The sequence below is a fragment of the Marinobacter sp. AC-23 genome (assembly GCF_001858325.1).
In the GTDB taxonomy this organism is placed as follows: Bacteria; Pseudomonadota; Gammaproteobacteria; order Pseudomonadales; family Oleiphilaceae; genus Marinobacter.
In genome coordinates, this window is the sequence record NZ_MBPP01000017.1 from 1 (window position 1) to 21,320 (window position 21,320).

Annotated in this window: 19 protein-coding genes and 3 pseudogenes; 8 read left to right on the plus strand and 14 right to left on the minus strand. The window is 53.3% G+C overall.

The genetic code is table 11. The features are described 5' to 3' along the window. Window positions 1–91: 91 nt before the first annotated feature. From hemW to BCA33_RS06775, 9 genes and pseudogenes are all read right to left on the minus strand, one after another. Window positions 92–1,237: a radical SAM family heme chaperone HemW gene (hemW, locus tag BCA33_RS06735; protein ID WP_071264445.1), complete on the minus strand. Its 1,146-nt coding sequence runs from the start codon at window positions 1,235–1,237 to the stop codon at window positions 92–94. Window positions 1,238–1,242: 5 nt separating this feature from the next. After that, on the minus strand, window positions 1,243–1,842 hold the full coding sequence (gene rdgB, locus BCA33_RS06740) for an RdgB/HAM1 family non-canonical purine NTP pyrophosphatase (RefSeq protein ID WP_071264447.1): 600 nt from the start codon (window positions 1,840–1,842) through the stop codon (window positions 1,243–1,245). A 7-nt stretch (window positions 1,843–1,849) separates the two neighbouring features. Further along, window positions 1,850–2,305, minus strand: a complete 456-nt coding sequence (locus BCA33_RS06745; RefSeq protein WP_254774239.1) for a DUF4426 domain-containing protein — start codon at window positions 2,303–2,305, stop codon at window positions 1,850–1,852. Then, entirely contained in the window at window positions 2,298–2,909 is a 612-nt protein-coding gene (gene metW / locus BCA33_RS06750; RefSeq protein WP_071264451.1) for a methionine biosynthesis protein MetW, read from the minus strand. The genes BCA33_RS06745 and metW overlap by 8 nt, the downstream gene beginning before the upstream one ends. Beyond that, window positions 2,906–4,054, minus strand: coding sequence for a homoserine O-acetyltransferase (locus BCA33_RS06755; RefSeq protein WP_071264453.1), 1,149 nt, complete (start codon window positions 4,052–4,054; stop codon window positions 2,906–2,908). Before BCA33_RS06755 ends, metW begins: the two co-directional genes overlap by 4 nt. 135 nt (window positions 4,055–4,189) lie before the next feature. Beyond that, window positions 4,190–6,152: pseudogene (locus tag BCA33_RS06760) on the minus strand (dynamin family protein). Between the two features lie 253 nt (window positions 6,153–6,405). Further along, on the minus strand, window positions 6,406–6,990 hold the full coding sequence (locus BCA33_RS06765; RefSeq protein WP_071264455.1) for a YggT family protein: 585 nt from the start codon (window positions 6,988–6,990) through the stop codon (window positions 6,406–6,408). Window positions 6,991–7,020: 30 nt separating this feature from the next. Continuing rightward, window positions 7,021–7,854 (minus strand): pyrroline-5-carboxylate reductase, encoded by an 834-nt coding sequence (gene proC, locus BCA33_RS06770; RefSeq protein ID WP_071264457.1) that lies wholly within the window; start codon window positions 7,852–7,854, stop codon window positions 7,021–7,023. A 61-nt stretch (window positions 7,855–7,915) separates the two neighbouring features. Continuing rightward, window positions 7,916–8,620 carry a YggS family pyridoxal phosphate-dependent enzyme gene (locus BCA33_RS06775; RefSeq protein ID WP_071264459.1) on the minus strand — a complete coding sequence of 235 codons (705 nt, stop codon included), beginning with the start codon at window positions 8,618–8,620 and terminating at the stop codon, window positions 7,916–7,918. A 139-nt stretch (window positions 8,621–8,759) separates the two neighbouring features. On the opposite strand from BCA33_RS06775, the pseudogene BCA33_RS06780 reads away from it, so the two are divergent. The 3 genes and pseudogenes from BCA33_RS06780 to BCA33_RS06790 all read left to right on the plus strand — a co-directional run bounded on the left by BCA33_RS06780 (window position 8,760) and on the right by BCA33_RS06790 (window position 12,510). After that, a pseudogene (locus BCA33_RS06780) lies at window positions 8,760–9,793 on the plus strand (type IV pilus twitching motility protein PilT). A 55-nt stretch (window positions 9,794–9,848) separates the two neighbouring features. Continuing rightward, window positions 9,849–10,970, plus strand: coding sequence for a PilT/PilU family type 4a pilus ATPase (locus BCA33_RS06785; protein ID WP_071264461.1), 1,122 nt, complete (start codon window positions 9,849–9,851; stop codon window positions 10,968–10,970). A 124-nt stretch (window positions 10,971–11,094) separates the two neighbouring features. Continuing rightward, window positions 11,095–12,510, plus strand: coding sequence for an OmpP1/FadL family transporter (locus tag BCA33_RS06790; protein WP_083394663.1), 1,416 nt, complete (start codon window positions 11,095–11,097; stop codon window positions 12,508–12,510). Window positions 12,511–12,573: 63 nt separating this feature from the next. Here BCA33_RS06790 and polA read toward each other — a convergent pair whose 3' ends face one another. Then, window positions 12,574–15,318 carry a DNA polymerase I gene (polA, locus tag BCA33_RS06795; protein ID WP_071264463.1) on the minus strand — a complete coding sequence of 915 codons (2,745 nt, stop codon included), beginning with the start codon at window positions 15,316–15,318 and terminating at the stop codon, window positions 12,574–12,576. An 87-nt stretch (window positions 15,319–15,405) separates the two neighbouring features. Between polA and BCA33_RS06800 the strand changes: the two are divergent. Next, window positions 15,406–15,743: pseudogene (locus BCA33_RS06800) on the plus strand (DUF2782 domain-containing protein). 10 nt (window positions 15,744–15,753) lie between these two features. Here BCA33_RS06800 and BCA33_RS06805 read toward each other — a convergent pair. Then, window positions 15,754–16,254 (minus strand): fibronectin type III domain-containing protein, encoded by a 501-nt coding sequence (locus tag BCA33_RS06805; protein ID WP_071264465.1) that lies wholly within the window; start codon window positions 16,252–16,254, stop codon window positions 15,754–15,756. A 361-nt stretch (window positions 16,255–16,615) separates the two neighbouring features. Here BCA33_RS06805 and BCA33_RS06810 point away from each other — a divergent pair, with 361 nt between their 5' ends. Beyond that, window positions 16,616–17,020 carry a hypothetical protein gene (locus BCA33_RS06810; RefSeq protein ID WP_071264467.1) on the plus strand — a complete coding sequence of 135 codons (405 nt, stop codon included), beginning with the start codon at window positions 16,616–16,618 and terminating at the stop codon, window positions 17,018–17,020. Window positions 17,021–17,148: 128 nt separating this feature from the next. Here BCA33_RS06810 and BCA33_RS06815 read toward each other — a convergent pair whose 3' ends face one another. Together BCA33_RS06815 and pyrE are read right to left on the minus strand one after the other, a co-directional pair. Then, window positions 17,149–17,802 carry a DUF4124 domain-containing protein gene (locus BCA33_RS06815; protein ID WP_071264469.1) on the minus strand — a complete coding sequence of 218 codons (654 nt, stop codon included), beginning with the start codon at window positions 17,800–17,802 and terminating at the stop codon, window positions 17,149–17,151. 3 nt (window positions 17,803–17,805) lie between these two features. Further along, the gene (pyrE, locus tag BCA33_RS06820; RefSeq protein ID WP_071264471.1) at window positions 17,806–18,444 is read right to left on the minus strand and encodes an orotate phosphoribosyltransferase; all 639 of its coding nucleotides are present in this window, start codon (window positions 18,442–18,444) and stop codon (window positions 17,806–17,808) included. An 81-nt stretch (window positions 18,445–18,525) separates the two neighbouring features. On the opposite strand from pyrE, the gene BCA33_RS21490 reads away from it, so the two are divergent. Continuing rightward, a complete protein-coding gene (locus BCA33_RS21490) occupies window positions 18,526–18,882 on the plus strand; it encodes an endonuclease/exonuclease/phosphatase family protein (protein ID WP_254774234.1) in 357 nt (118 codons plus the stop codon). A 148-nt stretch (window positions 18,883–19,030) separates the two neighbouring features. Further along, window positions 19,031–19,330: a hypothetical protein gene (locus BCA33_RS21495; protein WP_254774235.1), complete on the plus strand. Its 300-nt coding sequence runs from the start codon at window positions 19,031–19,033 to the stop codon at window positions 19,328–19,330. 57 nt (window positions 19,331–19,387) lie between these two features. On the opposite strand, the gene rph is transcribed toward BCA33_RS21495, so the two are convergent. Further along, on the minus strand, window positions 19,388–20,104 hold the full coding sequence (gene rph / locus BCA33_RS06830; protein WP_071264473.1) for a ribonuclease PH: 717 nt from the start codon (window positions 20,102–20,104) through the stop codon (window positions 19,388–19,390). Window positions 20,105–20,315: 211 nt separating this feature from the next. Here rph and BCA33_RS06835 point away from each other — a divergent pair, with 211 nt between their 5' ends. Beyond that, window positions 20,316–21,182 (plus strand): YicC/YloC family endoribonuclease, encoded by an 867-nt coding sequence (locus BCA33_RS06835; RefSeq protein ID WP_071264475.1) that lies wholly within the window; start codon window positions 20,316–20,318, stop codon window positions 21,180–21,182. Window positions 21,183–21,320 lie beyond the last annotated feature (138 nt).

Below are 21,320 nucleotides of genomic sequence, written 5' to 3' on the forward strand. Positions count from 1 at the left end.
ATTAACACTAAAGCTACCAGCAAAATCCCCGTTGCTATCAGGAAGGCTTTCAGGCTTTTGGGTAAAGCCGGTAATCCTTTTTCTGTGTCCATTACAGACGCTCCAGCAGAGTGTTCAGATACCTTTGCCCCAGGCCGGTGGCCTGAAGCCGATCCTTAACCAGTAATTTATCTTCACGAAGCTTCTGAAGTTGTACCGCAACATCTGTGAGGGGTAAACCCGTACGTTCGTAAAAAAGGCTTTCATTCACCCCTTCACGTAGGCGCAGGGCGTTCATCAGGAACTCCAGGGGGAGCTCGTCCACTTCAATTGTGTTGCTTCCAGCAGTACGGCTACCTATCCGGTTGAGGTAGGCATCTGGCTGCCGTGTTTTCCAGTAACGCTTGATGGTCCCATCGGGAAGGCTGATTTTACCGTGACCACCCGCACCTAGGGCCAGGTAGTCCCCGAACGTCCAGTAATTAAGGTTATGCCGAGAGGCTTTGCCTTCTTGGCTCCAGGCCGATATCTCGTAGTCGCTGAAACCCTGCTGGCGCAGGTATTTCCCGCCGCTCTGAGCGATCTCCCAGAGCTGGTCGTCGTCTGGTAGATCCGGTGGTCGGCTGTAGAACTCTGTGTTGGGCTCCAGTGTTAGCTGGTACCACGAAAGGTGCGGCGGTTCATGGCTCATGGCCGTTTTGAGGTCTTCAAGCGCCTCGCTTGGCGTCTGGCCCGGCAGGCCGTGCATCAGGTCCAGGTTGAAGTTATCGAAGCCTGCTTTTTTCGCAGCGTCAATCGCCCTGTGCGCAGCCGTGCTGTCGTGAATGCGGCCAAGGGCTTTCAGATGAGCCGAGTTGAAGCTTTGCACACCAATAGACAGGCGGTTGATACCGGCTTCACGGAAGGCTTCAAAGCGACCTTCTTCCAGCGTGCCTGGGTTGGCCTCCAGGGTGATTTCTGCATCCTCTGCAAAGGTCAGGCGCTCCCGTAGCCCTTTGAAAAGCTTCCGGTAAAAATCACCGCTCATGAGTGATGGCGTGCCACCGCCGATAAATACAGTTTCGACAGTGCGGCCAGGTGCCAAAGCAAGATCTTGGTCCAGATCTTCAAGCAGAGCGTTCAGGTAGGCGGATTCAGGAAGATCGTTCTGGAAAACATGGGAGTTAAAATCACAGTACGGGCACTTGCGCACGCACCAGGGCACGTGAATATACAGGCTCAGGGGTGGGGTGACTGGCACTGGTGCGAGTGTGGCCACGGGGCTCAGGCCTCCGCCTTAAGTTGTTCCATCAGCAATACCAAAGCCCGGCCCCGGTGGCTGATCCGGTTTTTCTCGTCCCGGGTGAGCTCAGATGCGCTGCAGTTTTTTTCCGGGCAAAGAAAGATCGGGTCGTAGCCGAACCCGCCATCGCCCTGTGGTGCCCTGAGAATTGTTCCCGGCCAACGGCCGTGACAAATAATTGGTGTGGGGTCATCAGCGTGGCGCAGGTAAACCAGTACACAGTGAAACTGTGCGCCACGTTGGCCGTCGGGCACATTCGCCATGGTCTTCAGAAGGGCGTTGAGATTATCTTGATCGGAAGCGCCAGCCCCTGCGTACCGTGCCGAGCGAACACCGGGAGCGCCGCCCAGTGCGTCCACGGCCAGGCCGCTGTCATCAGCCAGTGCGGGCAAGCCAGTTTCCCGGGCTGCGTGGCGCGCTTTGAGGATGGCATTTTCCACAAAGGTAACCGCCGGCTCTTCGGCTTCGCCAACGCCCAGTTCGCCCTGGGGCACTGGCGCAAGGTTTAGTGGCGCAAGTAGCTGGGTAAATTCGCTGATCTTGCCTTTGTTGTTACTGGCAATAACAAGTTGCTTGGGCATAGCTCGCTCAGTCGCTGAAAAGAGTGTGGGCGAATCGTACCGGCAGTTCCCGGCTATGGCCGGTAGGGCGAGCGGTCACGTTAAATGTCAACAGTTCGCCGGATGAGTACTGGTACTGGGCAATAAAGTAGACGGAGTCTCCGTCTTGTATTCTGCGGAAGGCGAGGAACTTTACCTGCTGGATGTCGTTTGAAACCTTGCCTTCCACCTGGCCTGATACAGGTTTAAGAACGCCGCTTTCGTTTTCCTGCATGATGGAAATGTTAACTATGCCAATGCCCCTGCTGCGCTGCAGATTGTTGGCTTTTGCGGTTTCGGCAGTCAAAAAGGTGCTGGGAAGTACGCTCCAATGCACCTGGTAGTCTCCGAAGCTTTCAGAACCGGCATGGGCAGGAAGGCTGAGCAGGGTGGCGAACAAGGCTACGGCTGCCATGGTAAGAGTGTTGTGCAGGGTTTTATTCATCATTGCTGTTCTCTCGGGTAATGCGGTAGATGGCGATTTCTCCCAACAGGTTTGGCCAAAAGCGTGCCAGCCAACTGTTCTGATGCTGGCCGTCCACCACACGACGGCTTTTGATTCGAATACCTTTCTGGCGGCATAGGGCTTCAAAATCCTTGAACGTGCACAGCCGTATGTTGGGCGTGTTATACCACTTATACGGCAGAGCGTCGGATTCGGGCATACGGCCAATGAGAGCCAGACCCCAGCGCAGGCGCCAGTGGGCAAAGTTTGGGAAGGTGACTATGCCTTCACCGCCAAGGCGCAGCATTTCATCGAGTACTTTATCTGGCCGACGAACGGCCTGCAGTGCCTGGGTCATCAGTACAATGTCAAAACTGTTGTCTTCAAAGTTATCCAGGCCCTGGGTATCCAGGTTCTGCTCAATCACCGAGACGCCACGGTTCATACACGTCGTTATGTGATCCGGGTTAATCTCCAGACCAAAACCACTGGCGTTACGTTCCCGTTTCAGGAAATCGAGAAGGGTGCCGTCGCCGCAGCCAAGATCCAGCACGTGATGGCCCGGCTTTACCCACTGCTGAATAATTTCAAGATCGGCCCTCATGCGCCCACCTCCCGTGCAACCCGGTCCATATACGCGGTGAAGATGGCCGTATAGCGGGGGGTTGGAATCAAAAATGCGTCGTGGCCCCAGGGCGCATCAATCTCTGCGTAGCTCACCTTGCGGCGTGCGGCGATCATCGCATTCACCATTTCTTCAGAGCGGGCAGGTGTAAAACGCCAGTCGGTGCTGAACGACAGCACCAAAAACTCACAGCGTGCTTTGGCTAGCGCTTTGGACAAGTCGCCGCCAAATTCATAAGACGGGTCAAAGTAGTCCAGCGCCCGGGTCATCAATAAGTAGGTATTTGCATCAAAACTCTCCGAGAAGCGCTCACCTTGATACCGGAGGTAGCTCTCCACCTGAAACTCAGCGTCGTAACCAAATTTGTAGGCCTGGTCTCTCAGCTCACGGCCAAACTTCTCGCCCATGGAAGCATCGGACAGATAGGTGATGTGCCCTACCATCCGCGCTAGCATCAGGCCCCTGCGGGGCAGAGTATTGAAATCGTGGTATCGGCCTTGGTGGAATTCCTGGTCTGAGGTGATCGCCTGTCGCGCTACCTCATTAAATGCAATGTTCTGGGCTGTTAGGCGGGGGCTGGAGGCAACGGCTACAGAGTGATTCAAGCGGTCTGGGTAGTCCAAACTCCATTGCAATGCTTGCATGCCGCCAAGAGAACCACCTACCACAGCGGCCCAGCATTCGATGCCCAGGCGGTCGGCCAACAGTGCTTGGCTTTTTACCCAATCACTTACTGTGATAACCGGAAAGTCGGGGCCGTAGGGCTTGCCTGTCGCAGGGTTGTTTGAGCTGGGGCCCGTGCTGCCATGACAGCCACCCAGGTTGTTAAGGCTGACCACGAAAAAACGGTTGGTATCCACGGGCTTTCCAGGCCCTATGCAAGTGTCCCACCAGCCAGGTTTGCGATCTTCCATGGAGTGATAGCCGGCGGCATGATGATGGCCGCTCAGGGCATGGCATATGAGTACGGCGTTGCTGCGGTCAGCATTTAGCTTGCCATAGGTTTCCACCACCAGATCATAGCGTTCGAGTGCGTGGCCGCATGCGAGTTCGATAGGCGTTTCAAAATGGTACGTCTGCGGGGTCACTACCCCGACAGAATCCACGGGCAGGGAATCGGGCATCGGCGCGACAGGTTCCTGGTTCGGTCTGTTAGTAACTGCTTTGCTGGATAGGACAAAAACCTACACCAGCTCAGCAGTCTAAAGGCGGGCCGTCATGGCTGCAACCGACAGGCAACGTTATGGCCAGGCTAGGAGCTAAATTGCGCCGGAGATATTGACCACTTTTTGTTGGATCATGGTTGGCGCGGGCTTGCGGATTTGCCGCTGCATGGTGTCTGCCAACTCCAGCTGGCGACGCAAATCGCTGATTGTGTTGCTCAACCGTTCGCGTTCGGAGCGGCTGTCACGATCGCTTCTCACCATATCCCGAAGGCGTCGTATCTGGTGCTCCAGCAGCTGTTTTTGTTCCATGGAGTACTGCATGATTGGCAACAGTGCTTCTGAGGGCCAACGCTCCACATCCATACGTACGCGGGTGTGCAAGGTTCTGGCCTCACCCACCACCACATTGGAAAAGCGCTGCACCAGAATAGACTGTTCGGTCAACAGGTTCTTAGGGCTTGTGCGGAAACGCCGGGCTTTTTTGCGCAGCTCCCTCACCGCAATCACATGTCGGCCTGCACGCAATGGAATAGGCTCCAGATGCCGGGCGCGGGTATCTTCGTTATAGCGGCGATAAATAGCGCCAACCATTTTCTCCGCAAGGCGGCCTTCGCTGAGCAAATTGCTGAAATCACTTTCAAGAAGCTCAAAAAACTGGTCCATGGAGCTGTTCATACCTGCGGTGGTCCAGCTTTTCGACATGCTTTTTTTGATCTTGGCCGCATGGGCCTCAAAGCGGTCCTCGTTTACCAGGTTTTTTAGCATGTCACCCTGAGAGCCCATAAGCCGGCGGCTTGAGCGCAGTGTGATCAGTTTTTTGTAGTAAAAGTCATAGTCTTTTTGGGCGCGGTCGGCCAGCCGGCTCAGAGCTGCTTTGTCCATGGTAACGCCAGAGCATGCCTGAAACTCTTCTTCAAGAGAGCTGAGGCGGGTCTGCATAGCCGCTTGGCTGTTTTGTAGCATACCTAGCAGGTCGTTGATCAGGCTCTGGGTAATCAACTGTTCTTTGTGCATCAGAATGCGCTGGATAATCAGCTGTTCCAGGTTGCCAATGTTGGAACGGTCGAACAGGTCCTTGTTTTTTCGAACCCGTGCGATCAATCCCTGTTTGGCAGACAGCGGAATGACATCCTGTTGGCGGATGCCAGATGGTCGGCTGTGTATCCGCGCACCCGTTCAATGGCTTCGTTTGTATGCTTGTCGCCCTGTAGGTCATCCCACAGCACGTCAACTTTGTTCAGTACCGCAAATCGCCCGGCACGGTGGTCGGCGTGCTCGGTATCGATGTGCTCTTTCCAGATAGTCATATCGCTGGCGGTAACGCCCGTATCGGCGCTTAGCACAAAGATAATCGCGTGGGCTCGCGGCAGCATGCTGATGGTGAGCTCTGGCTCGGAGCCAAGGGCGTTTAGCCCGGTGTGTCGAGAATGCGCAGGCCACGTTCAAATAGCGGGTGGCGGATACTGATTTGGGCATTGCGCCAGGCAGGGACTAAAACCTTGCCGGGATTGTTGCGGTCATGCTCAAGCATGCCTTCGTCAAAACCCAAGGCGCGCGCCTCTGCGGTGGAAACGGCTTTTACCCGTGCGACTTCACCCAAAACTTCGCGCATTATTTCAGGGTCGCGCTCGTCCAGATCGTGTTTTACCCAACGTTCCGGCTGTTTGCGCAACTGTTGTAGTGACAGGTCACCAATGCGGGTCTCAATGGGGAGTAGCAGCAGGTAATTTTCGTTGGCGTTGCGGTCAAAAAACAGCTCGGTTGGACACATGGTTGTGCGGCCCGCTTGTGAGGGCAGCATGCGTTGACCAAACTCAGAGAAGAACAGAGCGTTAATCAGCTCTGTTTTGCCACGGGAATACTCGCCAACAAATGCAATGGTGAGCTCGTCTTCAACAAGGAGCTCCAACCCGTGGCGGATACGCGCGCTAATGTCGTCCGAGAATAGGTTGTTGTCCTGAAGCCACAGCCGGTAGCGGCCGATCTGGCGGATCAGCTCTTTTTTCCAGTTGTGGTAGGCCTCTACCTGCTGGGTCAGATTTCCCTGAAGACTCATCGGATTTTCCTTCTACACAGCTTTCGGCATTCCCCGAGCAAAATCTCTGGAACCTGCATGGTGGGGAGGACAAATTAATTGTCGGTAATACTAGCTTGTTACAATAAGATTTGCGGCCGGGTGTTTCTGGGTGTGTGGCAATTGTCGACAGACTTTACATAAAAAAAGCCGCAAAATCATATAGATGAGTTTGCGGCTTTCAAGTCAGGCGATTTGTGGAAATCTGTAACAAATTGTTTATTTGAGACGTGGTTTACAATCCTAGGCCGATTGCTCCAAGGCCCGCTGCCACCTTCATGTGCTCTATAACAACCGAAAGGACGTTCAGAATGATGAAAACAATAATTGGTGACAGATCCAGTCCGCCCATGGACGGCATCATGTTGCGCACCGGGCGCATGACGGGCTCTGTGATCTGCGCGACCAGTTGAATAGCAGGATGCCCGCTGCCGGGAGCAATCCAGCTAACCACAACCACGGCGATAACAGACCAGAAGTAGATTTTAACGATCAGGTCCAGAACGTTCAGCACTGCCCACACCAACAGTGTGAGTGGGTTGAATGCAGGAATGCCGCCATTCAAGGCTACAAGAATCAGAAAGAAAGTGATGGCCTGAATGAGAACGGCAAGCACCAGAGCTGCGCCATCAATGCTGCCCCAGCCCGGAATAACACGGCGCAAGGGCTTTAGCAGGGGGTTCGTGGCCTTAACCGCAAACTGGGAGATCGGGTTATAAAAGTCGGCCCGGGCCAACTGCAGCAAAAAGCGCAGTAATATTATCGTCATGTAAAAAGTGGATGCGATCAGCAGGATTGTAATCAGGATGTCTGCCAGCATGTAGCTGTTTCTCCGTTGTCAGTGACTGTTTTACTCTTTGCCTGCCAGTTCTTTGGCCATTTCTTCTGAGCGGTTGTAAGCAGCGTTATACGCCTTCTTCACTAGGTCACGCATGCCACCTTCTTCAAACGTATTCACCGCTTGCTCTGTTGTGCCACCCGGTGACATTACGTTCTTCTTCAGTTGTGCCGGGTCATGCTCACTTTTTGCCGCCATTTCTGCCGCCCCTGCCATGGTCTGAACGGCAAGTTGCCGGGCCGTTTTCGGATTTACGCCGGCTTCGGTTGCCGCGGCCTCAAGCGATTCTAACATCAGGAAGAAATACGCAGGGCCGCTGCCCGAAAGCGCCGTTACGCCGTGCAGCAAAGCTTCATCTTCAACCCACACTGCGAGGCCGATGCCTTCAAAAATCGATTGCACCATCTCCTTCTGGGGGCCAGAAACACCTTCGCTGGCAAAAAGCCCCGCTGCACCCTTGCCCACCAGAGAAGGGGTGTTCGGCATTACTCGCACAATAGGTAAGCCACCGCCAAGCCATTCATCAAGTGTATCCGTGCCAAGGCCAGCCGCGATAGACACCATCAGCGGGCGGGTGTTCTGGGCGATGGGGGCAATGTCGCGGCACACATCCGCCATGGCCTGTGGCTTCACCGCGAGAACAACCATGTCAGCTTGCTGGGCGCAGTAACGGTTGTCTGTTGTTACGCTAATCCCAAAGCGTTTGCGAATAGATTGCAGGTGGTCGTCGTTCGGGGCGCTGGCCCAGATACTGCTGGCTTTAAAGCCGCTGTCCAGCATGCCGCCAATAATGGCGCTGGCCATGTTGCCGGCCCCGATAAACGAAACGGTAGGTGATTTGCTCAAGGTTTGCTCCAGCGGTTATTCGGTTAGACATTGGCCCCGATAATAGCAGGAACCAGCCAGTTCAGCTCTTCGGTGCTCTACCTCCAAAGATTGCCGTACCAATGCGAACCCAAGTGGCACCTGCCGCAATCGCCAGCTCAAGGTCGCCAGACATGCCCATAGACAAAGTGTCTAGTGGTCCGGCTTTCGGGTGTTCCTGCCTTAGCTCTTTCAGGGTGTTGGCAAGCTTGCGAAAGCTTGCGCTCAAGGCAGGTTCTGTTTGATCCGGATCCGGGATTGCCATCAGCCCCCTGAGTGAAAGCCCGGGTAGCAGGCTTATCTGTGAAACCAGTTCTGGTAATTCCTCTGGCTGGCACCCGGATTTGCTCGGTTCATTGTTAATATTAACTTGCAGGCAAATATTCAAGGGGGCTAGGCCTGTCTCCCGTTGTTCGTTGAGGCGGCGGGCCACTTTCAAACGGTCCACGCTGTGCACCCAAGAAAAAGCCGAGGCGATTTGCCGGGTTTTATTGGACTGTATGGGGCCAATAAAGTGCCAGTCGATATCCTTCAAATCGTGTAGCTCGGCCATCTTGTCCAAGGCCTCTTGAAGGTAATTCTCCCCAAATGCCCGCTGGCCTGCAGCCACAGCCTCCCGAAGTTCTTGTGCCGTGCGGGTTTTGCTAACCGCCAACAGGCTCACAGAACCGGGTTCACGGCCCGCCTGCAATGTTGCTTTTTGTATGAGTCGGGTTACGCTCCCGAGGTTGTCTGCTATGCTGCCCATAGTATGAAATAGTCGCGTTTGGTCTGCCAGTTCTATGGCGACACGTTACTCGCAGGTCACTGAAATGCCAAGTGATCAGAGTAGGCTTATGCCGCACAGACGCAGCCTGGTTAAAAGAAAAAGTCTTCCGAGGACTTCTATGGATATTACTGAACTGCTTGCCTTCTCGGCGAAACAGGGTGCGTCTGATTTGCACCTTTCTGCCGGCCTGCCCCCGATGATCCGTGTTGATGGCGATGTTCGCCGTATCAACTTCCGCCTCTGGAGCATAAAGAAGTTCACGGGCTGATCTACGACATCATGAACGACAAGCAGCGCAAGGACTACGAGGAATTTCTTGAAACCGATTTTTCCTTTGAAGTGCCTGGTGTCGCCCGCTTCCGTGTGAACGCTTTTAATCAGAACCGGGGTGCTGGTGCTGTTTTTCGGACCATTCCCTCGAAAGTACTTACGATGGAAGACCTTGGCATGGGCCAAGTGTTCAAGGATGTGTCTTCTGTGCCCCGTGGGCTTGTGCTGGTAACCGGGCCAACGGGTTCCGGTAAATCCACCACCTTGGCAGCGATGGTTGATTACATCAACGACACTCGCTACGAGCACATTCTTACCGTAGAAGACCCGATCGAATTTGTGCACGACTCTAAAAAATGCCTGGTTAACCAACGTGAAGTGCACCGGGATACTCTAGGTTTTAATGAGGCCCTGCGCTCCGCTCTGCGGGAAGATCCTGACATTATTTTGGTAGGTGAGCTGCGAGATCTTGAAACCATTCGCCTGGCCCTTACGGCGGCAGAAACAGGCCACCTGGTGTTTGGCACCCTACACACCACCTCTGCTGCAAAAACCATTGACCGGGTTGTAGACGTGTTCCCGGCGGAAGAAAAATCCATGGTGCGCTCGATGCTTTCCGAGTCGCTGCAGGCTGTTGTATCCCAGACCCTCATGAAAAAAATGGGCGGCGGTCGAATAGCGGCCCATGAGATTATGATTGGCACGGCTGCCATCCGTAACCTCATTCGTGAGGATAAAATCGCCCAGATGTACTCATCCATTCAAACGGGTGGTTCGTTGGGAATGCAGACCCTAGACCAGTGCCTTGAGCGCTTGTTGCAAAAAGGCCTTATTTCTCGGGACGCTGCGCGGCTTAAGGCGAAAATGCCAGATAATTTCTGATTTAACCCCCAGCTTTCACCGGGCAGTCTTATATAAAAAGTACAGGTAACTAAAAATGGAATTCGAAAAGCTGCTTCGTTTGATGGTAGAAAAAGGAGGTTCAGATCTCTTTATTACGGCCGGTGTGCCGCCTAGCATGAAAGTGAATGGGAAGGTTCTGCCGGTCACTAAAAATGCGTTAACACCGGAGCAGACGAGGGAGTTTGTGTATGGCTCGATGAACGATAAGCAAAGAGCCGAGTTTGACGAGTCCCATGAGTGCAACTTCGCTATAAGCGCCCGAGGTATTGGCCGTTTCAGGGTGAGTGCGTTCTTCCAGCGCAACCTGTGCGGCATGGTGTTGCGGCGGATTGAAGTGAAGATTCCCCAGATTGATGATCTTGCGCTGCCAGAAATTGTGAAAGAGCTGGCCATGACCAAGCGTGGTCTGATTATGTTTGTGGGGGCGACCGGCACCGGTAAATCGACGTCTCTGGCCGCCATGCTTGGGCATCGGAACCGCAACAGCAGGGGCCACATTATTTCCATCGAAGACCCCATTGAGTTTGTGCACCAGCACCAAGGCTGCATTGTGACGCAACGAGAAGTGGGAATTGACACCTCAAGCTTTGAGGTGGCGCTGAAAAATACGCTGCGCCAAGCGCCGGACGTTATTCTTATTGGCGAGGTGCGTACTCGCCAAACCATGGAGTATTCGGTTCAGTTTGCCGAAACAGGCCACCTTTGCCTAGCAACACTGCACGCTAACAACGCTAACCAGGCGCTGGATCGAATTATCCAGTTTTTCCCGCCGGAGCAGCACAACCAAATCTGGATGGACTTGTCCCTTAACCTTAGGGCAATTGTGGCTCAACAATTGATCCCGACTCCCGATGGAAAAGGCCGCAAGGCTGTTATTGAGGTTTTGATCAACACGCCACTGGTGGCGGATTTGATTCGCAAGGGAGAGGTTCATAAGCTCAAGGAGCTGATGTCCAAATCCAATGAGTCTGGTATGCGCACGTTCGATCAGGCTTTGTATGAACTGTACGCCGAAGGCTCTATTACCTACGAGGATGCGCTGGCCCATGCGGATTCTGCTAACGACCTGAGATTAATGATAAAACTAGGTACGGATGCCCAAGGGGCGGATAAGCTTTCGTCCTCTGTCGACAAGCTGACGATTCAGGACGACTAACGAGGCGAGGGCCGACTAAAGCTATAAACCGTTAGTCTTTTGAATTAGTAGTTTTAGCATTTGAGGCCGATAGTCACTGATGCGTATACTCCGCCACAAAATACAAATTGGAGATGCCGCTGTTATGAAATCCACACTGCTTACCCGTGCTGTTCGGCTGGCCACGTTGGCTGCAGTCGCTGCCCCTGCCAGCGTTTTTGCTGGTGGTTTTTCCCTGAATGAGCAAAGTGCGAGTGCCATGGGCGTTGCTAACGCCGGTGCTGCTGCGAATCCGGAGAATGCGACCACGGTATTGTTTAACCCGGCAGGCATGAGCCAATTAAAGGGTACAAATATCTCTTTTGGCGCGGCCGTTCTTGATATTGATGCTAAGGCTAAGCGTGCCAGTGCAACAGATACATTGGGCAGCCCTGTTATGGGTAGTACTGGTGGAGATATCGCGGATCCTGCAATTTTGCCAAATATTTATGTGACTCATGAGGTCAATGATTCAATTGATGTAGGCTTCGGTATTCATGCGCCTTATGGCTTGGCAGCTGACTATGATAATGACTTCAAAGGTCGCTTCTTCGCGGATAAAACAGAGCTAACAGTTATTTCGTTCACACCCTCTGTTGCCGTCAACAATGGCAAAGGGCTGTCTATGGGCGTAGGCGTGAACATAATGCGCGCGGAAGGGCGTTTGTCGAAGTATCAGGATATTCGTGGAGCACTGGCTCAGCAGGTTGGTCCTGCTCAGGCTGGCCCCTTGGCTGACGCCTACGAGGCGCAGTTCGGGGCGCCTTACGCTGATATAGAGGGTGACGATATTGCGGTAACTTTCCGTGTCGGTTTCTTGTATGAGATGTCTGACCGAACCCAGTTTGGTCTAACTGCGCAAACGGGTACCGAATTTGACCTGAAAGGGGATATCGAAATCAGCAGCTTTCCCGTGCCCAGCGCGCAGTCGCCAATTGGCTTGGCGCCGGAAACACTGACCGAGGATGTTCGTGTACCTTTGGCCATACCTGAGAGCATTACTGCAGGTGCGCGGCATCGGTTGACCGATTCGGTTACGCTGCTGGCAGGGGCCACTTATTCTCGCTGGAGTCGTTTTGAAGAGTTAGATATATATAGCCGTGAAAATGGTGGTGAAGTCTCTAGTATGGTAGGTGACCCTATCACCCATGTTACCGAGAAGTGGAAAAACACCTGGCAGTTCAATGTTGGTTCTATCTGGCAGGTAACCCCAGAATGGGCGCTGAAAGCAGGTTATGCTTGGGATGAGTCTCCAGTTGATAACTACCTGACGGCTCGAATTCCATCGAGCGACCGGCATTGGTTGACGTTAGGAGGGCAGTGGAAGAGTGCGAACAACGGATGGGCTGTTGACGCTGCCGTGGGCACGTTGATATTTACTGACGATCCGAAGGTAAATGAATTCTCCTATCAGCACGATGCGCCGACACAGCAAGATCCCTCAGCTGGCGCGTCTAATTACAAAGGCGAATACGAACTAAGCGCCTGGAGCGCTTCCGTCCAAGTCAGCAAAGCCTTCTAAACAACGGTTCAGCTAGCTTGCAGCAAAAACGCCCGGTTGAGTTCGCTCACCGGGCGTTTTTGTTTAGTGTGCCTGGTCCCAGTTGTCACCCACGCCAGCTTCCACCAACAGCGGCACTGCCAATTTCGCCGCACCAGACATACGCTTGATCAGCCCTTCACGAATCTCGTCAACGGCGTCTTCCTTCACTTCAAGAATCAGTTCGTCGTGCACCTGCATGGTCATACGAGCGGTGTCAGGGTGCTCTGTGAGCAGCCAGTCTTCCACATCAATCATCGCCAGCTTGATGATGTCTGCGGCTGTACCCTGCATGGGTGCGTTGATGGCGGTGCGTTCGGCGGCCTGCTGCAGTTGTTTGTTGCGAGCGTTGATTTCCGGCAGGTACAGGCGGCGGCCAAATAAGGTTTCAACAAACCCGTCTTCGTGGGCTTGTTTGCGGATGTTGTCCATGTACTGCAAAACGCCTGGATAACGCTCGAAATAACGGTCTATGTATTGTTGGGCCACTTTGCGCGCCACATCCAGTTGGCGGGCCAGCCCAAACGCAGACATGCCATAAATCAGACCGAAATTGATGGCCTTGGCACTGCGACGTTGATCACTGTTCACATCGCCCAATGCCACGCCGAAGACCTCTGCCGCTGTCGCTTTGTGGATGTCTTCGCTGTTCTCGAAGGCTGTCAGCAGCCCTTTGTCACCAGATAGATGGGCCATGATTCGCAGTTCAATCTGCGAGTAGTCTGCCGCCAGAAGCTTGTAGCCTTTCTCTGCAATAAAAGCCTGGCGGATGCGGCGGCCCTGTTCGGTGCGAATAGGGATATTCTGCAGGTTGGGCTCCGACGAAGACAGCCGCCCAGTAGCCGTTACCGCCTGATGGTACGAGGTGTGAACTCGCCCTGTGCGGTGGTGAATCAGCTCTGGCAGCGTGTCGGTGTATGTGGACTTGAGTTTGCTCAGGCTTCGGTGTTCCAGAATCAGTCTGGGCAACTCGTACTCGTGGGCCAGCTCCTGCAACACAGGTTCCGCGGTAGACGGTGCACCTTTTGGGGTTTTTTTGATCACTGGGAGGCCCATTTTCTCGTAGAAAATAGCCTGCAATTGTTTGGGCGAGGCCAGGTTGAAGTTTTCGCCGGCCACCTCGTGGGCGTCCTTTTCCAACTCGGCCATTCGCTCTGCCAACTCTTGGCTGTGCTGTCGCAGCGTGCTTGCGTTGATCAGGGTGCCACGCTGTTCCATACGAGACAGTACCGGCACCAGCGGCAAGTCTATGTCCTCATAAACCGCTTGCAGCTTGCCAGTATTTGCCAGTTGCGGGCGTATGGCCTGGTGCAGGCGCAAGGTTATATCCGCGTCCTCCGCTGCATAAGGGCCAGCCTTTTCCAGGTCGAGTTGGTTAAACGTAAGCTGTTTAGCGCCTTTACCGGCAATGGACTCGAAGGTGATGGTTTCTTCTCCCAGATAATTCCGGGCCAGGGTGTCCATGTCGTGGCGAGACGACACTGAATTCAGCACGTAAGACTCCACCATGGTGTCTTCGGCGATGCCTTCCAGGCAGATGTCGTGATTGGCCAGCACGTTTTTGTCGTACTTCAGGTTCTGGCCAACTTTCTTAAGTTTCGGGTCTTCCAGCAAAGGTTTGAGCTGGGCTAGCACCTGTTCGCGGTCAAGCTGCTCCGGCGCGCCCATGTAGTCATGACCAAAAGGCACATAAGCGGCTTCGCCCACCTCAATGGCAAAAGACACGCCTACAACTTCCGCGCTCATATAGCGTAGGCTTGTGGTTTCGGTATCGAAGGCGAACAGTTCGGATTTCTTAAGCCTTTCTACCCATGCATCCAGATCCTTTTGCTGGGTGACTACGCTGTAGCGCTTTTCTGTTGGGGCTGGCGCCTTATTGCTGCCAGTTGCAGTGGCTGGGTTTTCGCTGGCCGCGGGTGCGTTCGATGCTTTTGCTTCCAGTTCCGCTGTCCAACCCCGTAATTCATACTCCCGGAACAGCTCCAGCAGTTCCTCATCTTTCTGCTCACGCTCCTGCAAGTCTTCCAGGCCAAACGCCAATGCCACATCCATTTTGATGGTGGCCAGCTCTCGGCTCAGGGGTAGGGTATCAGTGGCTTCGCGCAGGTATTCGCCAATTTTACCTTTAATTTCATCTGCATGCTGAAGCAGATTGTCGATGCTGTCATAGGCTTGCAGCCACTTTACCGCGGTTTTAGGGCCGCATTTGTTGACGCCAGGAATGTTATCCACTTTGTCGCCAACCAAGGCTAGGTAGTCAATGATCTGCTCAGGGCTTACGCCAAACTTCTCTTTCACCCCATCCCGGTCCATTGCGGTATCTGTCATGGTGTTGATCAGGGTTACATGGTCGCTGACCAGCTGGGCCATGTCTTTGTCGCCGGTTGAAACCACTACATCAATGCCTTTGCTGGTCGCCTCATTTGCCAGCGTGCCAATTACATCGTCTGCTTCCACTCCGCTTACGATCAGTAGCGGCAGCCCCATGGCTTTCACTATCTGGTGAATGGGCTCAATCTGCACGGCCAGATCTTCCGGCATAGGCGGGCGGTTGGCCTTATACTCTTCATAAAGGTCGTGACGGAAGGTTTTGCCCTTGGCATCAAAAACCACAACCACCTTTGAGCCCGGAAAATCCTGGTCCAGGCGACGGATCATCGCGATCACGCCTTTGATGGCCCCGGTGGGCTGGTTCTTGCTGGTGATCAGTGGTGGAAGTGCATGATATGCACGGAATAAATAGGACGAACCGTCCACAAGTACCACAGGTGGGGTCTTTTGTTCAGTCATGTCAAAACGGATCCGAATTCTGATTGAAGCGTGGGTTGGCTTATGCAACTCTGTACTTAATTTGATAAGCAAAAGGGTATCACGAAAATGAAACGAATCGCCTGTTCCGCAATTCTACTTGCCTGGGGTATTGGCGCTGTTTCGGCACAAGAGAGCGGTGCTCTGGATAACGCCGTTGTAGAAACACCTCGCGCGCCAGTGGTGGTTTCAGATTACCAGCATCCAGTGGTGGCCCACAAATTGTTATCCGGCCCGGGGATGGGGAGGTTTTCTACGAGTATCGGGTAAACGGACAGCTCATGGAGATAAAAGTGGTGCCCGACGTTGGCAGTGAGTACTACCTGGTGCCCGCCGATGGGGGTGGCTGGATACGGGAAGCGGACTCCGGCATGTTGGTGCCTAGCTGGGTTTTGTTCCGCTGGTAGCTCGCCCTGCTTAAATCAGGTTGACCATAACGGAGGCTGAACGCTTGCTTTCCAGTCCGTCTGCATCAATTGTTGTAATTGCAAATTCGTAAGCGCCTGGCGGCAAGTCGTTAAGTGGCTGGCTTGTGCGGCTTGGGCTATCGACAGGAATCACGTTGAAGTGATTTTCATGTCGTAAGCGGTAGTAAATGCGGAACCCGGCAATGTGTCCAGGTTTTAGTGCAGAGCCATCCTCCCGTGTTTGTGGCGCGCTCCAGCTCAATTCTTTTGGGGGCGCAGACGTTCGCTCTTCTGCCACAGAATTGCTGGCGGTTTTTTGCTGGCCAAGTGTTTCGAGTAACCCGCCTGCGGCTTTGTCGAGCCGATTGTTTGCCAGCTCCGAAGCCCGGAAAGTCGACGAGTGGTTGGCTCTGTCATCTTCCTGGCAGCCGGTTAGCAGCGCTAACGTTGATATCAAAACAATAATTGGCAGGCCGGCAAACAGGTTAAGCCTTTCTGCAGGGGTGAGCATCGGTAGTGGGGGGGGCTCTTCATAAAAATCTCTTTGGAGCTCTCGCGTTAGGACTGATTTTGCGCAGTCTCTTTTTTACCCGGATTCGCACAACCGGAATAAAACGGGGAGACGGGCTACCGACACAGGCAGCATTATGCGGGTTGAGGAGTCTGTGACAAGTAACTGGTTCGTAAAATAACGTATATGTTTACGATCAAAGCTTCTGTTTTTAGTATGAACATTCTAATTTTTAACCGTAACCTTAGTTACACAATCAACGAAAGGCGTTCACCTTCGCACTGATCACAAGCCCAAGGCTTAGATTAGAAGCAGTAAGGGCGAAGGCCGAGATAGCTTCAGTAAACTAAGGAGAAGTGATATGGGTAAACTTAAGACTTATCAGGAACAGCTTCAGGAAATCGTAGAAAAAGGCATCAATGCGGCTGAAGAGCAGCAAAAGAAACTGGCTGCCAAGCCGTTCGAGTACGCTGAAAAGCTGGAATCTGGCGCGCGGGAATACAGCGTTGAAAACCTGCGCAACCGTTACTACGGCTACAGCGACGGTCTTTTTAGCCAGCTGCGTAACCTGAACAGCCGTTTTGGCAACTTTGCCGCCGATCTCGTAGCAAAGCTTGAGAAAGAAGCAGTCGAAGGCGCAGACGCCGTTTCTGAAGCCGCAGACGATCTGTCTGATGCCGCTCAGGACGTCAAGAAGTCTGCAGAAGCCAAGAAGCCAGCTGCTCGCAAGACAACTGCGAAGAAAAAGACAACTGCTTCAGCCTGATTTATAGGTAAGCCGTTGAGTTAGCAGGCAGTTTGTGCTGACAAATAAAAGGGGCGCCAGCTTAAACAGTGGCGCCCCTTTTGGGTTCGGTCAGCAGCAACATTTTAAGGTTGTGACGCTGCAGGAAATCAATCTGTGGTTTTAGTTGCGTCTAGCGACAGAGTGCGAGTTTCTCCGGTGACTTTTTCGAGGCGCTTTATGTCCTTCTCAAAAGCCTGCTTCAAAGAGTCTATTTCTTGAGCTTGCCAAGCAATTTCTCTCTCAATATCACGGATCTGGGATTCAAGACGGTATATTTTACTGAGGGTTGCGTCGGGTATTTTTTGGCCATTGCGCTCCATATCGGCTGCGCGGCTTTGTTCGCTGTCTAGCTGGCTTGAGATAACAGAGATATTGCCCCGCTTGAGCTGAATTAGCCCTTGCAGCTCACCCAGTTTACGGTGCATGGCTTTTATAGCTTGATCGGGGTGGCTGAAGCGTTTCAGTAGTCGGGCGTCTTTCTCGCGCTGAAGAGTGAGCTCATGCTGGCGCTGCTTTTCTGCTTCGCGAGCGGCAATCTCAGCCTCCGTTGGCGCGGGAGGAATTGTTTCGGTCACGCGACCGTTTGAATTGAGGATGTCGTAGCCGCGCTTGGTGGCTTGTTGAGGAATGGTGTTGCTGATTACGAGCTGGCCTTGTTCGTCCGTGTAGCGGTACATGCCAGCTTCGGCCTGGGTTGTTATGCCCAGTGTCAGCAAGAGGGCAGAGGCAGTGGCTGAAAATACGGTCAGGCGCTTGTGCATCAGTCAGACTCCGTAGCGTTCCCGGTAGCTGGCTACCTTCGCGGCGTGGCCAGAAAACTCGGGGTTGGTCTTAAGATAGTCTAAAACCTGTTCCAGGCGGATGATACTCACCACCGGAATACCAAATTCGCTTTCTACTTCCTGTATTGCGGAGAGCTCGCCGTTGCCTCGCTCCTGTCTATCCAAGGCAATTAGGACGCCAGCGGGTTCTGCTCCTGCGGCACGGATAAGGTCGATGGATTCGCGTATGGCCGTGCCAGCAGTAATAACATCATCAACGATGAGTACGTTACCCTGCAATGGGGCGCCCACAATATTACCGCCTTCGCCGTGCTCTTTCTTTTCTTTGCGGTTAAAGGCAAACGGTTTGCTTTTACCTTCTTGGGCCAAGGCCATGGCAGTCACGGTTGCCAACGGAATGCCCTTATAGGCAGGTCCGAATATGATGTCATAATCGAGGCCACTACGGTCGATGGCTGCAGCGTAGGCTTTGCTGAGCTGCAGCAGGTCGTCCCCGGTGTTAAACAGCCCAGCGTTAAAGAAATATGGGCTGGTGCGACCGGATTTTAGGGTAAAGTCACCAAAACGAAGTACGTTACGGCGGATGGCAAATTCAATGAACTTTTGCTGATAGTCGTGCATGGCAAGGCTTCTGGCGGGTGTGGATCTTTTAATAACGCGTAAAAACGGTATCATACACTCAAACCGAATCAGGGAACACGTATGCGGGTAGTATCAATCAGCGTCAACGGTCTTGCTCAGGCTGTTGATAAAGGTTTCTTCGACTGGCTGGCCGAGCAGGACGCAGACGTTGTTTGTGTTCAGGATCACCGTATGCGCGCCTATGAGATTGAAGACCAAAATCTCATTCCTGAAGGGTACGAGGCGTATTTCATAGATGGCGAAAACAATGAGGATGGCGGCGTGGGCATTTACACGCGGCATTTCCCCAAGGCCATCATGTACGGTTTCGCCAATGAGCAGGCAGATCGTGAGGGGCGCTTTATTCAGGCGGATTTCGATAAGGTTTCTGTGGCCTCTGTGCTGGCACCTGCGCGCTTGGGCGTGAGGAGGGGCTGATCAGTGAAAACGACCTGACGGTGCTCGACCATAAAGATGACTTTATGGATGGGTTTGGCTTGCACATGCAAAAAACCTGCGTAAGCGTCGGCAGTTTATTTTTGGTGCGAATTTACAGAGTGCGCACCATGTAACGGATGCCAGTCCTTTGTATCACAAGGTGGATTTTTCGGGGTTTTTGCCCCACGAGCGGGCCTGGCTTGACCGGTTGTTTGATGAGATGGGCTGTGTGGATGCGTTCCGTGATATCAATAAGCAGAGCAATCAGTTTACCTGGTGGCCTGAGCAGACAGAGGGTTCCCGGAAGAATGCGGGTATTCGGGTAGATTATCAGCTGATGACGCCGGGCATTCGCAAAACCATTCAGGATGGTTGGATTGATAGCACCACCCGTTTTTCAGATCATGCTCCGGTAATTATGGATTACGATATAGAAATCGGTTTCTAATTATCTGGGGAAACGCCGGTGTGATGGCGATTCCCCGGACTTCGGAATTGGCTACTCTTAGCTTTCTAGCGCTTCTTTCTGCAGTACGAACAACTTTTCTATGCCTTGCTTGGCCAGTTTCAGCATGCTGTCTAGCTCTTCCTGAGCAAACGGCGCACCCTCTGCCGTTCCCTGAATTTCGATAAAACCGCCTTGGTCGGTCATGATCACGTTCATGTCCGTTTCGGCTTCGGAATCTTCCGGGTAGTCCAAGTCGGCCACGGGTGTGCCTTTGTAAACGCCCACAGACATTGCTGCGACCATTTGCTTCAGCGGTGATTTCTTCAGGCGCTTTTCTGCGACCAAATAGTTCAGTGCGTCTACCAATGCAACGCAACCGCCGGTGATGGCAGCAGTGCGGGTGCCGCCGTCTGCCTGGATAACGTCGCAGTCGATGGTGATGCTGTGTTCGCCCAGGGCGTCCAGGTCTACAGCGGCACGCAGGGAGCGACCGATTAGGCGCTGGATTTCGACGGTGCGACCGCCCTGTTTGCCACGGGCTGCTTCGCGGCCCATGCGGCTGCCGGTTGAGCGGGGCAGCATGCCGTATTCTGCGGTGATCCAGCCCTTGCCCTGGCCGCGCAGGAACGGCGGTACTTTGTTTTCTACGGAGGCGGTACAGATCACTTTGGTGTTACCGAATTCCACCAGTACAGAGCCTTCAGCGTGGCAGGTGTAATTACGGGTAATGCGAATATCTCTGGGTTGTTCGGGCGTTCTGCCACTTGGACGCATAATGTTTCCTGGTCGTTTAAGTAAGTGTCCGGGCTAGGCCCCGGTCGGATTGGAGTTGGGAAGCCGCGAAGTGTAACACGTTGGGTGCGGGTACCAAGATGCTAGTGGCTGTGGGTTTGTTGTCTGCAGCGCGTTCGCCGCAAATGATCGCGGCCTGTTAGACTCAGGCTATGCAATTCACAATAGCGACCGCTAACTAAGCCGGAGCCCTATGATTAAAAGCATGACTGCCTTTGCTCGGAAGGATGTCCAGGATAATCAGGTAACGCTTACCTGTGAGATACGTACCGTCAATCACCGTTATCTGGAGCCGACTTTTCGGCTGCCAGATGCGCTGCGTGAGCTTGAGAACCCTTTTCGGGAAGAGCTGCGAAAGCAGTTAAAGCGCGGCAAAGTGGATGTGTCGATTCGCCTTCAGTCCACTGAAGTGGGTGTTCCAGGGTTTGAGATTAATGAAGATATAGCGCAAGCGGTTAATGAAGCGGCAAACCACGTTAACCGCATGCTGGATAACCCGGCGCACATCAATGCTTTGGATATTCTGCGCTGGCCTGGGGTGCTGTCGGTGCCGGAGCAGGATTTCAGCTCCGCGCGGGAGGCAGGTCTGAGCCTGTTTAGGCAAACGGTTGAAGAGCTGGCAGTGGTTCGCGAGCGCGAAGGCGACCGGTTACGGCCGTTGTTTGAGGAACGGCTGGCGCAAATGAACACTCTGGTAGCATCCGTTCGTACGGATATGCCCCGGCTGCTTAAAGCCCAGGAAGAGCACATCCGTGAGCGATTCAAGAAGGCCAAGGTAGAGTTGGATCCTGAGCGTATTGCCCAGGAAATGGTCATGCTGGCGCAGAAAAGCGATGTAGCGGAAGAGCTGGATCGGCTGGACGCGCATATCAGTGAAGTTGCCGACACCCTCAAGCGCGACGAAGCCATTGGCCGCCGGTTGGATTTTCTGATGCAGGAGCTGAACCGGGAAGCCAACACCCTGAGCAGCAAAAGCATTGATGCTGGTGTAACCCGGGCAGCCGTTGATTTGAAAGTATTGATAGAGCAAGTGCGTGAGCAGGTGCAGAACATTGAATAGCATCCATTGATGTTCATAGGTGTCTTTATATTTATGTTTTTATTATAAAAAAATACTTAGTTGTCCCTGACAATCTATTGAAATCTAGTTTTATCCATTGCTTATTGGGGAGTATAATGGGGAGTAGTTCGACGCTCT